This is a genomic window from Oscillibacter hominis, from assembly GCF_014334055.1.
GTDB lineage: Bacteria > Bacillota > Clostridia > Oscillospirales > Oscillospiraceae > Oscillibacter > Oscillibacter hominis.
The window spans coordinates 785268-798473 of sequence record NZ_CP060490.1; the positions used below are offsets into that span (position 1 = coordinate 785268).

20 protein-coding genes are annotated in these 13206 nt (G+C 57.5%); 18 read left to right on the top strand and 2 right to left on the bottom strand.

Annotation, left to right across the window (positions count from 1 at the left end; genetic code table 11):
- The first annotated feature begins 29 nt into the window (after positions 1-29).
- The 10 genes from H8790_RS03925 to H8790_RS03970 are packed head-to-tail and all read left to right on the top strand — an operon-like array spanning position 30 to position 6868.
- Positions 30-404, top strand: coding sequence for a single-stranded DNA-binding protein (locus H8790_RS03925; protein ID WP_118624474.1), 375 nt, complete (start codon positions 30-32; stop codon positions 402-404).
- The gene (locus tag H8790_RS03930; RefSeq protein ID WP_243208566.1) at positions 404-1354 is read left to right on the top strand and encodes a hypothetical protein; all 951 of its coding nucleotides are present in this window, start codon (positions 404-406) and stop codon (positions 1352-1354) included. Before H8790_RS03925 ends, H8790_RS03930 begins: the two co-directional genes overlap by 1 nt.
- Positions 1305-1733, top strand: a complete 429-nt coding sequence (locus H8790_RS03935; protein ID WP_118624472.1) for a synapsin-1 (Synapsin I) — start codon at positions 1305-1307, stop codon at positions 1731-1733. Before H8790_RS03930 ends, H8790_RS03935 begins: the two co-directional genes overlap by 50 nt.
- Entirely contained in the window at positions 1720-2775 is a 1056-nt protein-coding gene (locus tag H8790_RS03940; RefSeq protein WP_243208567.1) for a DUF4240 domain-containing protein, read from the top strand. Before H8790_RS03935 ends, H8790_RS03940 begins: the two co-directional genes overlap by 14 nt.
- Positions 2772-3698 carry a ParM/StbA family protein gene (locus H8790_RS03945; RefSeq protein ID WP_118624470.1) on the top strand — a complete coding sequence of 309 codons (927 nt, stop codon included), beginning with the start codon at positions 2772-2774 and terminating at the stop codon, positions 3696-3698. Before H8790_RS03940 ends, H8790_RS03945 begins: the two co-directional genes overlap by 4 nt.
- Positions 3688-3990, top strand: a complete 303-nt coding sequence (locus H8790_RS03950) for a hypothetical protein (RefSeq protein ID WP_243208568.1) — start codon at positions 3688-3690, stop codon at positions 3988-3990. The genes H8790_RS03945 and H8790_RS03950 overlap by 11 nt, the downstream gene beginning before the upstream one ends.
- A gap of 14 nt (positions 3991-4004) precedes the next feature.
- Positions 4005-5150, top strand: a complete 1146-nt coding sequence (dcm, locus tag H8790_RS03955; protein ID WP_118624468.1) for a DNA (cytosine-5-)-methyltransferase — start codon at positions 4005-4007, stop codon at positions 5148-5150.
- Positions 5147-6109 (top strand): amidoligase family protein, encoded by a 963-nt coding sequence (locus tag H8790_RS03960; protein ID WP_118624466.1) that lies wholly within the window; start codon positions 5147-5149, stop codon positions 6107-6109. Before dcm ends, H8790_RS03960 begins: the two co-directional genes overlap by 4 nt.
- A gap of 5 nt (positions 6110-6114) precedes the next feature.
- Positions 6115-6363 (top strand): hypothetical protein, encoded by a 249-nt coding sequence (locus H8790_RS03965; RefSeq protein ID WP_118624464.1) that lies wholly within the window; start codon positions 6115-6117, stop codon positions 6361-6363.
- Between the two features lies 1 nt (position 6364).
- Positions 6365-6868, top strand: coding sequence for a gamma-glutamylcyclotransferase family protein (locus H8790_RS03970; protein ID WP_227152332.1), 504 nt, complete (start codon positions 6365-6367; stop codon positions 6866-6868).
- A 1-nt stretch (position 6869) separates the two neighbouring features.
- Here H8790_RS03970 and H8790_RS03975 read toward each other — a convergent pair whose 3' ends face one another.
- The gene (locus H8790_RS03975; protein ID WP_118624462.1) at positions 6870-7079 is read right to left on the bottom strand and encodes a hypothetical protein; all 210 of its coding nucleotides are present in this window, start codon (positions 7077-7079) and stop codon (positions 6870-6872) included.
- A gap of 146 nt (positions 7080-7225) precedes the next feature.
- On the opposite strand from H8790_RS03975, the gene H8790_RS03980 reads away from it, so the two are divergent.
- The 3 genes from H8790_RS03980 to metK all read left to right on the top strand — a co-directional run bounded on the left by H8790_RS03980 (position 7226) and on the right by metK (position 9109).
- Positions 7226-7492, top strand: coding sequence for a hypothetical protein (locus H8790_RS03980; RefSeq protein WP_118624460.1), 267 nt, complete (start codon positions 7226-7228; stop codon positions 7490-7492).
- 86 nt (positions 7493-7578) lie between these two features.
- Positions 7579-7968: a DUF3846 domain-containing protein gene (locus tag H8790_RS03985; protein WP_118624458.1), complete on the top strand. Its 390-nt coding sequence runs from the start codon at positions 7579-7581 to the stop codon at positions 7966-7968.
- A complete protein-coding gene (metK, locus tag H8790_RS03990; protein WP_118624456.1) occupies positions 7958-9109 on the top strand; it encodes a methionine adenosyltransferase in 1152 nt (383 codons plus the stop codon). The genes H8790_RS03985 and metK overlap by 11 nt, the downstream gene beginning before the upstream one ends.
- Positions 9110-9150: 41 nt before the next feature.
- Here the strand turns inward: metK and H8790_RS03995 are convergent, their stop codons facing one another.
- Positions 9151-9423, bottom strand: coding sequence for an HU family DNA-binding protein (locus tag H8790_RS03995; protein ID WP_118624454.1), 273 nt, complete (start codon positions 9421-9423; stop codon positions 9151-9153).
- 113 nt (positions 9424-9536) lie between these two features.
- Here H8790_RS03995 and H8790_RS04000 point away from each other — a divergent pair, with 113 nt between their 5' ends.
- From H8790_RS04000 to H8790_RS04020, 5 genes are read left to right on the top strand one after another with little or no spacing between them, the layout of a single operon-like run.
- Complete coding sequence (locus H8790_RS04000) at positions 9537-10295, top strand: adenine nucleotide alpha hydrolase family protein (RefSeq protein WP_118624452.1); 759 nt, start codon at positions 9537-9539, stop codon at positions 10293-10295.
- 14 nt (positions 10296-10309) lie between these two features.
- Positions 10310-10951, top strand: coding sequence for a hypothetical protein (locus H8790_RS04005; protein WP_118624578.1), 642 nt, complete (start codon positions 10310-10312; stop codon positions 10949-10951).
- A complete protein-coding gene (locus H8790_RS04010; protein WP_118624450.1) occupies positions 10948-11721 on the top strand; it encodes a DUF7768 domain-containing protein in 774 nt (257 codons plus the stop codon). The genes H8790_RS04005 and H8790_RS04010 overlap by 4 nt, the downstream gene beginning before the upstream one ends.
- Positions 11722-12312, top strand: coding sequence for a hypothetical protein (locus H8790_RS04015; protein ID WP_118624448.1), 591 nt, complete (start codon positions 11722-11724; stop codon positions 12310-12312).
- A complete protein-coding gene (locus tag H8790_RS04020; RefSeq protein ID WP_116722050.1) occupies positions 12302-13030 on the top strand; it encodes a DNA-methyltransferase in 729 nt (242 codons plus the stop codon). The genes H8790_RS04015 and H8790_RS04020 overlap by 11 nt, the downstream gene beginning before the upstream one ends.
- The last annotated feature ends 176 nt before the right edge of the window (positions 13031-13206 follow it).

The following is a 13206-nucleotide window of genomic DNA, read 5'->3' on the forward strand; positions in this document are numbered from 1 at the left end:
ACATCATAATTAAAAAGGAGAAATGAACCATGCTGAAAATCACTGCCATTGGCAATCTGACCCACGATGTGGAACTGAAAATGAATGAGGCCACCGGCAAACCCTATGCCATCCTGCGTATCGCTTCGGACCGCCGCTATAAGGATAAGGACGGCAACAAGCTCACCGATTTTATCTCCATCAAGGTGCGCGGCCCTCTGGCCGAGCGCTGCGCGGCGTTTGCGTGGAAGGGCTGTAAGCTGGTAGCCACCGGCGATTTCGAGACCATCACCTTCGCGGACGATCCCCAGCGCCAGCCCGGTTTCCTCATCAAAGCCAGCGATGTGGAATTCCTGTCTCCCCGCAAGGCGGAGGACGCGGCACAGGCGGTGGAGGATATGTCCGCCAGTGAGGACGCCGCCTGATGAAAAACACCGGGATCACATACACCAGCGCAGAGCGCAGTCCTGTGATCCTGCCGGAGATGGCCGAACTGCTCCCGCCTTTGAGCGCGGAGCAGTCTGCCGCTCTGGAAGAGGATCTGCTGCGAAACGGCTGTTACTCCCCCATCATCGTCAATGAGGACATGGTGATCGTGGACGGGCATAACCGTCAGTCGCTGTGTGAAAAGCATGGCCTGCCCTATACGATGGCGGTATTTTCCTTTGAGGATCTGCTGGAAGCCAAGCAGTGGGCGCTGGACACGCAGAAAAATCGCAGAAATCTGGAAAAGTGGGAGCTGGGTAAGATCGCGCTGAAGCTGAAGCCGGAGATCGAGGCAAAAGCCAGGGCAAACCAAGGGACACGCACAGACCTTTCGGCAACATTGCCGGAAAGTTCCGATACTGTGGACACCCGCAAGGAGCTGGCAGAAGCAGTCGGCCTGGGTGAGCGCACCATGGGCAAGGTCATGCAGATCGATGAGAACGCCCCGGAGGTCATCAAGGAGGCTCTGGATAAGAAGGAACTGTCCATCAACAAGGGTTATGACCTGACCCGGCAGCTTCAGAACCTTCCGGAAGAGCAGCGGGAGCAGGCGGCCGCCGAAGCGCTGGAATACGAAAAAGCGAAAAAAGAACTGAAAAAGCAGGATGCCGAGATCGACCGAAAAGGAAAGATCGCGGCACTTTTCTGCAAAGCGTATGAAAAAGCCGTCCTGCTGACACCGTCCGAGGAAAATGTCCGCTGCTGGACGGACGGGACGCGGATGACCCCGGAGGAAATGCGGGATACCGTGAAGGAATCCCGCGATCTGGCGGAGGTGTTCCGGACGATTGCGGATATCATCGAGCAGAAGATCCTGCCCGCGGATTGGAGGTGTGCCGATGCAGAAAGCGAAGAAAACGATGCCCAGCCGGACGGGAATCCCGCCTGACGCGCAGGCGGAGATTTTGCAAAAGCTGTCTGCCGAGACGAAGATCACTTCCTGTGAGATCGCGGAGATCTTGAAAAAGCATGATGTCTGCGGAGATATGGACGCGCTCCAGGACGCCTACCGGAAACGGCTGGGACAGCGTCTCCTGTCCGGCATCCGGGACGAGAACGGCAAGCGGGAAATCCTCTCCACCAGCGGCGGCGAGTATGTCATCGTAGACTGCTGCAATGACCCGCAGAAGTTGAAAGCCATCCAGCGCCGCATTCAGGCGCAGATGAATGGGCTGGATGTGTCTGCCGGGAAGGTGCATGGTCGCGTTCACTTTTTAGAGCGTTTTATGGGCTGGGTAAGAAAGGAGCGGTCAGATGGAGCGGCATGAGGAAATGCTGTCCCCGGAGGAACAGTACGCGCAGCTTGCGCCGACGCTGGACGCAGACGGTTTCTCGCTGTATGCCGCCGCGGAAGAAGTCACCGGGCTCAAGGTCTATGAGGAATTTCCCTATGAGGATAACCATGGAATGTTTGAGATGGCAGACGGTCACACGCTGCTGCGGTATCTGGAAGCGGCATACTTTGGGGTCGTTACCTGGGAAATCGTCCCCGGCACGCCCTATGAGCGGGCTATTCTCGGTGAAGTGGATAAGACCTCACCGGAGTATCGCGCGTTTTATCAGAAGATCTGCGCGGGTGCGGCAGCGCACATCAAAAAGCGTATTGGGAAGGAGAGACAGAATGTGAAGGGACCGATCACAGAGATCAACAAAGAATCCTTCTGGGACCTGATCCATGAGGCAAAAAACGCCTGCGGGCAGGATATGGACGCCATGCTGGCCAATCTGAAAGACCGGCTGGTTTCTATGGGCCCCACGCAGGCACAGAATTTTCACGACATTATCCACGCCTATGAAGATCTCGCGGACAAGTTCGGCTTGTGGGACGCGGCAGGGATCATGAAGGAATACGGCTGCAGCGATGATGGGTTTATCGATTTTCGCGCCTGGCTCATCGCACAGGGGCGCGAGGTCTATTTTGCCGCGCTGGCAGACCCGGACAGCCTTGCGGATGTCGTTCCCTACGGCGATTGCTGCTTTGAGCAGTTGAGCTATGTCGGGGACTATGCCTACGAGCAGCTCACCGGGAAAAGCGCCTATGATCAGACAGATTGGAGCGCATATGAAGCGCTTTTGATGAAGCTGGAACAAGATATCGTCTATAAGGACGGCATCGAGTTTCCCAGAGAGGGTGCGGATCTGAAGAAATATCTGCCCCGGCTCTGTGCGAAGCATCCGGAGTGGGACGGTCAAACGCGCTGGAATCTGCAGCTGAAGGAGATCCGGGATCTGATCCATGCCGGAAAGGACTATGACCGGCGCCAGACATCAAATAAGAAGAAACGCAGCCGTGGAGGTGAAGCAAGATGAGCGAGTCCATGATTGTTGGTGTCGACCACGGCTATGCCGCTATGAAAACGGCCCATTTCTCGTTCCCCTCCGGCCTGGTGGCGTATGAGCACGAGCCATATACGCTGAAGGACGTGCTGGAATACGGCGGAAAATTCTATGTGGTGGGCAGCGGGCGTCAGGCGCTTCAGAAGAACAAAACGCAGACAGAGGACTACTACCTCCTCACGCTGGCGGCCATTGCAAAGGAGCTTTCCTTCCGTCATGCGGAGCCTGCGACAGAGATCCATCTGGCGGCCGGACTGCCCCTTACCAGCTTTGGACGGGAGAAAAATGCATTCCGGGACTATCTGCTCCGGGATGGGAAAACGGTAAATTTCCGCTATGAGGGACAGGAATACTCCATCGCCATCCGCAAGGTGTCCCTGTTCCCGCAGGGCTATGCCGCAGTTTTGACCCAGAGCATCCTGCTGGATGAGCCTTCTGTGATCGTGGCGGATATCGGTGGCTGGACCGTGGATCTGATGCGCATGGACAACCGTATTCCCAATGCATCGACCTGCCGCAGTCTGGAACTTGGCATGATCCGCTGTCTGGATGAGATCGGTGAGCAGATCCGCCGCACGCTGGGCCTGTCTATGACGGCAGCACAGATGGAAAGCGTGCTGCGCGGCGATGCTGTCCATATCAACGATGATGCCAGAAAAATTATTGACCGGCAGGCAGACGCCTATGTCCATCGTCTGCTCTCCGCCATTACGGAGAGCGGACTGGATACCCGTGCCATGCCTGCTGTTTTTCTGGGCGGCGGCGCAGCGCTTCTGAAGCGGACTGTATCCGCCGCGGACGGTCTTTGCCGCCCAGTCATCCTTGACGATGTATCCCTCAACGCCAAAGGCTATGAGCGGCTGACGGAACGTCTTTCCAAGAACGATGAGCAGTAACAAAAAGCGGATCAATCTGTCCTTTTCCATGTCCTCGCCCATCCAGCGCAGGGCGTGGAAGAAGCTGACGGAGATCCCCGCAGGACAGCGTACCGCCGCGGTCTGCCGCATGGTCTGTGAGTATAAAGGGCAGCAGGAACTGCTGGACGCCGTTCGCCAGACCATTCGGCAGGAACTGCGGGGAGTGCAGCTCACCAAAGAAGAAGCGCAGGATAGCGGCGGCGCCGGGGATGTAGATGAAAGCGTCCTCGGCTTTTTGCTTGCCCTGCAGGAAGGAGATGAGATGACCTGATCCGATATTTTGATATGTTCGCCGGCATCGGCGGCTTCCGCACGGGATTGACCCGCGCGGGCGGTTTCCGGTGTGTAGGACACTGCGAGATCGACAAATACGCCAATGCCAGCTATGAGGCCATTTATGAGCCGGGAAAGGAGGAACGATATTATCACGATGCCACAAAAATCGACCCCGCAGACCTGCCGGACTTTGACCTTCTGTGCGGAGGATTCCCTTGTCAGACATTTTCAATCGCTGGCAGAAGAAAGGGCTTTGACGACACCCGCGGCACTCTCTTCTTTGAAATTGCCCGATTGGCTCAATCCAAACGACCTTCGTATCTTCTGCTCGAAAACGTTCCGGGACTGCTGTCGCATGACAAAGGCCGGACGTTTTCTGTCATCCTCGCCACGCTTAATGACCTGGGGTACCGCGTGGAATGGATGGTGCTTAACAGCAAACATTTTGGAGTCCCGCAATCCAGAAGGCGGCTGTTCCTTATCTGCTATCTTGATCCCCGATGCGCCGGAAAAATATTTCCTGTCTTCGGCACAGGTGGAAAAGCTCTTATACAAGTCCTCGGAGGCTCGCAAGGCTCCCGTGTCTACGACGCAGACGGAATAGCCTGCACGCAGACTGCGGGCGCTGGAGGTGTGGGCGGCAAAACAGGATTGTATATCATTCCGCAGGACAGACCCTTTGTGGATCTATGTGCCGGGGAGGCGAGACAAACGGAGGCTGCCCGCTGCCTCACTGCCCGTTATGGACAGACAACGCTGTCCAATCATAGAGCAGAACGTTCCGGCGTTCTGCTCATCAAGGAAGCCACGAAAAAAGGCTATAAAGAGGCGAATCCCGGTGACAGCGTCGATCTCGGCTTTTCCGGGAGCAATACCCGCCGTGGTCGTGTGGGACAGGATATCGCCCATACATTGGAGACGAGCTGCATCCAGGGCATCGTGGAACGTGGCGGACGCATCCGGCGTCTGATGCCGCGGGAGTGTCTGCGGCTGCATGGCTTCGATGAGTGGCAGATCGACCGCATCCTCGCCATCCAGTCTGATGCACAGGCGTATAAGCAGGCAGGCAACAGCGTCACCGCCAATGTCATTGAAGCCATCGGGCGCCGTATCCGGGAGGTGGATGCGGAACTGAAAGCCGGTGCTGCCGCATGATCGGGCTGAAGGACCAGTGCTTCGGCGTGGAAGTTGAAATGACCGGCATCACCCGTGAGCAGGCGGCAACAGCGCTGGCCGCGTATTTTGCAACGGACGCCCGCTATGTGGGCGGCGCTTACGATAAATGGTGTGTGACGGATCGGGACGGCAAAGAGTGGACAGTCATGAGTGACTCCAGCATCCACGGGGAGCAGAAGATCGGCAGCGGCTATCGTGCAACGGGTGACTACAGATACCGCGTGGAGATGGTAACGCCAAAGCTTACCTATGCGGAACTGCCCAAGCTGCAGGAATGTGTCCGGCAGGTACGCCACGCAGGAGCCAAGGCCAACAGCTCCTGCGGCATCCATGTCCATGTGGACGCAGCCAATCATAACCGGCAGAGTCTGAAAAACCTCATCGGCATCATGTACTCCAAGGAGGATATCCTGTTCAAAGCGCTGCAGGTCAATGAAAGCCGGGCGTCCCGCTGGTGCCAGAAGGTGCGGGAACCCATGCTGAAGCAGGCACGCAGGCTCTCGTCGGATGAGACAAGGGATCTGACGCAGCTGGAGAATATCTGGTATGAGGGAGATAACGGCAGCGCAGACCATTATAACTGGACCCGCTATTACGCGCTGAATCTGCATTCGGTCTTTTACCGAGGGACGGTGGAATGGCGCTGCTTCAATTCCACGCTCCACGCGGGAAAAGTTGCCGCCTATGTGAATCTGTGCCTTGCCATCTCCGCCCAGGCTATCGCCCAGCGCAGCACGGTCATGCGCAAGACCCACAGCGACAATGAACTGTTCACCTTCCGGGTCTGGTTGGTGCGGCTGGGACTCAACGGCGAGGAATTCAAGCATACCCGTGACCACCTGTTGGCAAATCTGGACGGTGATCGGGCGTGGCGTTTCGATAAGGACAGCTATACAGTCAATCAAAAGAAGAAAAAATCCAGAGAAATGGAGAGGTGAAGCCTTTGAAGATTCAAATTGAAGATACCGTGTACGAAGGGACCGCAGCCGGGATCATGGAACAGCTTCGGGATCTCAGCTTTGATCCCACAGAGTTCCCGGATGTGGAGACCTACATCTGGTTTGTACAGAACAATGTCATCCGCACCACGGGAATGGACTGTCCGCTGCCGGATGGCGATGCGGAGACACAGGCGGCAGCCCTGCTCCGTCATCTGGACCGCTTTGGCGCTCTGAAGCTGCTGGAGGTGTGACGTGGAGGAAAACCTGTATTTTGCCTACGGCAGCAACCTTGATCTGGAGCAGATGGCACAGCGCTGTCCGGACGCCGAGATCGTGGGACCGGTCAGGCTTGAAAACTACGAACTGCGCTTCCGCGGCAGCGGCTTCGCTACCGTTGCACCGAAAAAAGGCAGTACTGTCCACGGACTGGTGTGGAAGATCACGCCAAACTGTGAACAGTCTCTGGATCGGTATGAGGGGTATCCCCGCCATTACACGAAAGAAACCGTGACTGTTAAAGACGCGGCTGGCGCTGAGCTCCCAGTCATGGTCTATATCATGGCGGAGCCGTATTGCCGCCAGCCTGCACTGCCGTCCCCGTATTATTACCGCGTGATCCAGCGAGGCTTTGAAGCCAACGGCCTGCCGGTGGAGTCATTACAGGCTGCGTGGAGCAGGACCATTGACGAGGTATGGAGCGGCAGGATCGACAAGCCAAAGCGAGCGCCTGAGCGAAACAGAGGGCCGGAGCGGTAACTCAGAGCAGCGCCGGCGTCTGTGCAAGAAAGAAGATCACCAGAATAGAGATCACAAAGGCCAAGATCCCAACGAGCAGGAAAGCCTTTCCGCCGGGGCGGACTTTTGCCGCCTTGCCGATCAACGCGGCCGCGGCGACGCATACCGCGGAAACCAGTAAAGCGACGCCAAGCATCTTCCACAGCCATGAAAGCTCCCAAAGCCATATCATCACAGCAGCCTCCTCATATTTTTGTTCGTAAGCACAGTGTATCACAGGCGCGGTATCCGCGCAACAGACAGTCGGAGCGAAAAAAGAGGTGTTCATTTTCCGCGGTCTGTGTTACAATATCCCCTGTTTGCGGGAGGGGTGCGGATATGTTTTACACGATGGAGGAAGCCGCTGTCCTCGGCGGTTTTCTGGAACTGTATCTGGACCGGGATAGCGTGGACCCGGCCGTGCGGGAACGGCACCGGAAATTCCGGCAGGGACTGATGCGCGGCGCTCTGGAACGGGCCGATTATGAATGGGCGGCTGCGACGCTGGGATTCCTGCGTCCCCAATGGTGGCCGGAGCATGAAGATCATCGGGCGTTGGAGAATGCCCTGCTGAAGACCCGGACGCTGGCATCCAAAAAAGAATAAGAATCACCATTTGCGGCAACGGCAGAGGAATCTGTCGCTGCCGCTTTTCTTTTGAAGAAGGAGGAACCCATATCAGCACAGAAAAAATGAAAGTCCTTGTGGTGCGCCCCATGGAAATGCCTGAAGTGCAGGAGATCGACCACACTCTTTCTGCCATGCAGGAACTGGTAGGCGGCACCATTCAGGCAGTTTACCCCTTCGATGACCCGGTGGCGCTCGTCTGTAATGACGAGGGCAAGCTGCTGGGCCTGCCGTGGAACCGCACCCTGACCGATGATCACGGTGTGCCGTATGACATTGTCTGCGGCACATTTTTTGTTGCCGGTCTTAAAGAGGATGATTTTGCCTCGCTGACGGAGCAGCAGATCGAAAAGTATCAGGACAAATACAGCCATGAAATGATCCTTTCTGTTCCGAAACAGCCGGAGGCACATAAGAAACCGATGAAAAAGGAGAAACATGAACATGAAAGATAACTGCATTCTGACCGCTGAGTCAGTCACCGAGGGACATCCCGACAAGCTCTGCGACACCATCGCGGACGCGGTGGTGGATGCCTGTCTTACGCAGGACACCGCTGCCCGCGTTGCCTGTGAGGTCATGGCCACAGCCGGAAAGATCATCGCCGCAGGTGAGATCACGGCAGCGAAGATTCCGGATATCCCTGCCATTATTTGCAGAACGGTGCGGGAAGCCGGATACGGCGGCAGCGACTATGAAGTGGAGGTCATCACCCATGAGCAGAGTCCCGACATTGCGGAAGCTGTGTGCGGCGGCACGGAGACCGGCGCAGGAGATCAGGGAATCCTGTACGGCTTTGCCTGCGATGAAACAAAGGAGCTGCTGCCCCTACCTGTGGTGCTGGCCCATCGACTGGCCCGCCTGTTGACCGATACCCGCAGGCAGGGCATCATCCCCGGCCTGCGTCCGGACGGCAAGGCACAGGTGTCTGTGGAATACCGCTCTGGAGTCCCGTACCGCGTTGCCGCAGTGGTGGTATCCTGCCAGCATGAGGAGGAACTGCCCCTGCCGGAACTGCGCCGGGACATCCTGCGCCATGTGATCCGACCCGCCATGCAGGAACTTCCGCTGGACGAGCATACCGAAGTGCTGGTCAATCCCTCCGGTCGATTTGTCCAGGGCGGTTTTGAAGCGGACACCGGACTCACCGGGCGCAAGCTGATGGTGGACACCTACGGCGGCCTCGTCCCTCATGGCGGCGGCGCGCTGTCCGGCAAGGATGGAACGAAGGTGGACCGCAGCGGCGCGTACATGGCCCGTTACATTGCCAAGAATATCGTAGCGGCAGGACTGGCAAAGCGCTGCACCATCAGCCTTGCCTATGCCATCGGCAAGGCACAGCCTGTGGCGGTGACGGTGGATACGGAGCATACCGGCATCTATTCCGATGACGTGCTGGAGCAGGCAGTCCGCACGGTATTCAACCTGACGCCGGACGGCATGATCGGAACGCTGGGACTGGATCAGCCTATGTTCCAAAAGTTCTGCAATTACGGTCACTTCACCCATGCGGACGCGCCCTGGGAGCGCACGGATATGACAGAGGTGCTGGAATGTGCCTGTCGTGCCAAGGACATGGGCGTATCGCACCGATAACAGAAAAGGCCCGCGAGAGATGGTCTCTCGCGGGCGTGTTATCACTGCACGGAATCCTTGAACGCCTTGCCGGGTTTGAAAGCCGGCGCCTTGGAAGCGGGGATTTCAATGGTGGCTCCGGTGGCGGGATTCTTGCCGGTGCGGGCGACGCGCTCCTTCACCTCGAAGGTGCCAAAGCCCAGCAGCTGTACCTTGTCACCGGACTTCAACGCAGTCTGCAGCGTGTCGACAAACGCATTCAGAGCGGTGTCGCAGTCCTTCTTGGTAAGGCCGCTGGCTTCCGCCATGGCGGTGATCAGTTCTGTTTTATTCATCGTATTTCGTCTCCTTCATATCTAAAAATGACTGGAAATGATATGCGCTATTATAGCAGACTCCCCACCTGCTGACAATACTGCCAGCAAAAACAGAATCAGAGAGGATGATCATGATTTCAAAAGAAAAGAAGAACACCCTGCATATTGCGTCCTGCTCCTTCGGCAAAGACAGCCTTGCCACGATCCTGCTGGCGCTGGAGCACGGGGAACCGCTGGATGAAGCGGTCTACTGTGAGGTGATGTTCGATAAAAGGACCTCCGGCGAGGTGCCGGAGCATCGGGCATTCATCTATGAGACTGCGCTCCCCAGACTGGAACGGTTGGGCATCCCGGTCCGTGTGCTGCGTTCGGATAAGACCTATCTGGATTTGTTTGCAGGAACAGTTACCCGCGGTCCGAAAAAAGGACTTCGGCGCGGATTCCCTCTGTGCGGGCATTGCTACGTTCAGCGGGACTGTAAGCTCCGTCCCATCCGCCGGTATAATAGGACTCTGACGCCGGATACTGTGCAGTATGTGGGCATCGCCAGCGATGAGCCGGTGCGCTTGCGCCGCTTGCAGGGAGATCAGGTGTCCCTGCTGGAAAAATATCACTACACCGAAGAGGATGCAAAGCAGCTCTGCCAAACGGCAGGGCTGCTTTCACCTGTCTATGCGTTCACAGACCGTGGCGGCTGCTGGTTCTGCCCGAATGCCAAGCGGAAGGAACTGCGGCACCTTTATGACCACCATCCGGAGCTGTGGGCAAGAATGCTGGAGCTGCAGGCCATGCCGGGAAAGGTGTCCGAGAAATTCAACCGCACGGAGCGCTTTTCCGACATCGATGCGGCATTCCGAAAAGAAGATGCCCTGTGCCAAAAAGCGGCATAAAAAAGGAAAAGGAGATGAGAACCATCAGCAATCAAAAATATGAGATCACAGACATGGCCCATGAGGAATATCCGTTCCTGCACCGCATCCGCGCGCTGCGGGACATCTGCGGCGAGATCCGCGCAGGCGACATAGGTGGCTTCGTGGAAAGCGAAAGCAACCTGTCCGCGGAGCCGGGAGACTGCGCGTGGATCTTCGATGACGCCATTGCAGCGGGTGACGCCTATGTGGATCGGGATGCCTGTCTGCGGGGCGACGCCATTGCCTGTGGCAGCGCCTATGTTTCTAAAGGCAGCGTGATGAGCGGCCACAGCCACGCCGAGGACAACGCCTATCTCCGCGGGGCCTCCATGACCGGAAAAGCACTGGCTTCCGGAAACGCGCAGATCATTCACGATCCCCATACGATGGGGACTCCCATCCTGTCCGGCAACTGCAAGGTGTATGGCACGGTGCAGGGGGATATCCGCATCACCGGTTCTGCCGTGATCCTGCCCTGCGAGGAAGTCCGCAACGATACAAGGGATACCTTTGTCCTGAGCGGCAAGAGCCGCAGCGTGATCCGCGGCATCGGGCGTGAGACCTTGAAACCTCTGCAAAAAGAAGTAAGTCCTATGAAAACAAAAACGCTAAAGAAACGAGGTGTGGAGCGATGACCGTGTATGAGCAGGAGCTGCGAAAGCTGTTTGAACACAGCGATCTCGTGGATCGGCCTCAATTCTCCGGGCGTGTGTGCGTGGGAGATCTCGGAAAGGACCTGCGTGTACGGGTGGAGTTTCTCTCTACCCATATCTCCAGCCAATATGACGCCATCCGCCTCACGGTGCTCAACCGCACGGAGGGCGTGGTGGACCGGACGCTGCTGCGCTTTCAGGATGTCTGGGGTAAAAAGCAGGTGCCGAACAATCCCAACTTCCGCAGCGGCGTCATTCCCCACCTGTGGGATGACTACGGAAAAGTGGAATGGTACGCCTATCATCCCACTGCCGCGGACTATGCCGCTCTGCGGGATGCCGTCGGTCAGTATCTGTCCGCATTCCGGGAGCGCACGCCGGAGCTGGAACGGAGCGGCCCCAAGCTGGTCTATATCTGTGCTCCGCTGCGGGGCGATGTGACAAACAATGTGGAGTTTGCGCGGCAGAAAGCGCAGGAGGTGTTTGCGGAGGGAAATATCCCTATCTGTCCGCACCTGCTGTTCCCGCCTGTCGCAGATCCCGACGATCCCGCCCAGGATGAAAAAGCCAGGGCGATGGGACTGCGCCTGCTGGAATCCTGTCAGCAGATGAATGTGTACGGTCCGGTCTGGACGGATGGGATGTGGCAGGAGATATACAAAGCCGGCGAGCTGGGCATCCCCGTGTTGACGGATCAGAAGACCATTGGCCGGACGCCGCCTGCACGGCATCCCAAAAGAAAGGAGAGATAAATGCCAATTGAGAGGATCACTGCGGACGATCTGCGGGATATGGAGCATCAGGAGGGACTGGTGCTGCAGGGCTGCGGCGGAGAGGCGCAGGAGTGGCTGGATGGCATCAATGACCTGTTGACGCAGGACGGCATCCTGCAGAATGGCAACCGCTTTGAGACGGTCAAGGTTTTTCAGCACGATGGACTCACCAATCTGCTGTTCCCCTTCGAGGACATTCAGGTGGACATGGGGAAACTGGCGATGTGGCGTTTGCAGACCCACGGCGCATTCGGCGGCACATGGCTTTCTGACTATGTTCCCAACAGGCTGGGCGAGTTTCGCTCCGTCCGGCAGGAGAACCCCCGCCCTCTCTGCCCTCTGCTGGGGCAGGACGGCAACATCTTCCATCTGATGGGTATTGCCGCCAGAGTTCTTCGGCAGAATGGCATGGCGGCAGAAGCCAAGGAAATGCAGACCCGCATCATGGGCGGAGCGTGCCACAGCTACGAGGAAGCACTGGGAATCATCAGCGAATATGTGGAAACGGAGCTGTCTCCGCCCCGCGAAAATCGAACGAAAAAGAAGGAGAAGCATGAGCATGAGCGATAATCAGAAATGGAGCATCCTCCAGGGTGATGCCCTGAAGGTGCTGGGGACCTTTGCCCCCAACACCTTTGACGCTGTCATCACCGATCCGCCCTATGCGTCCGGTGGGCGCACCCAGACGGAGAAAAACAAATCCACAGCCAGAAAGTATTCCAGCATGGGCGAGAACGCACCGCCCCCTTTCGATGGGGACGCCAAGGACCAGCGCTCCTGGACCCGCTGGGCGGCGGAGTGGTTGTATGAAGCGCGAAAGGTATGCAAGAGCGGTGCGCCGGTATGTATGTTCATCGACTGGCGGCAGCTTCCCGCGGCGACAGACGCTCTCCAGTGGGCCGGTTGGATCTGGCGCGGCACCGCAGTTTGGGATAAGGGCAACAGCCGCCCGCAGAAGGGGCGCTTCCGTCAGCAGGCGGAGTATATCGTCTGGGGCTCCAACGGCGATATGCCCATCAGCCGTCCGGTCCCGTGTCTGCCGGGGGTGTTCAAATACGGCAATCCCCAGAGCCGCATCCATCTGACGGAGAAGCCGCTGCAGCTGATGCGGGACATTGTGAAGATTACGGAACCGGGCGGGCATATTCTGGACCCCTTTGCCGGCAGCGGTACCACGGTGCTGGCGGCTGTGCAGGAGGGCTATACCGCCACCGGCATCGAAGTCACAGACACCTATGCGGAGCTGGCACGGGAACGTATTCGGAAGGAACTGGCGTGCGCCGCCTGAGCCTGCGCTGTGTGGCAACAGCACTTGCTATGCGCCTCTTGTGGCATTCTTTGTAGAGGAACAGACGAGCTATTATCAACAGGTAGAAGGATTCGTTCGTCCTTCCTTTCGACGCAGCTCGAACTACTGCACGAAACAGCAGGCAGAAAACGGAAGAGATCGAGCGTTGATTCAAT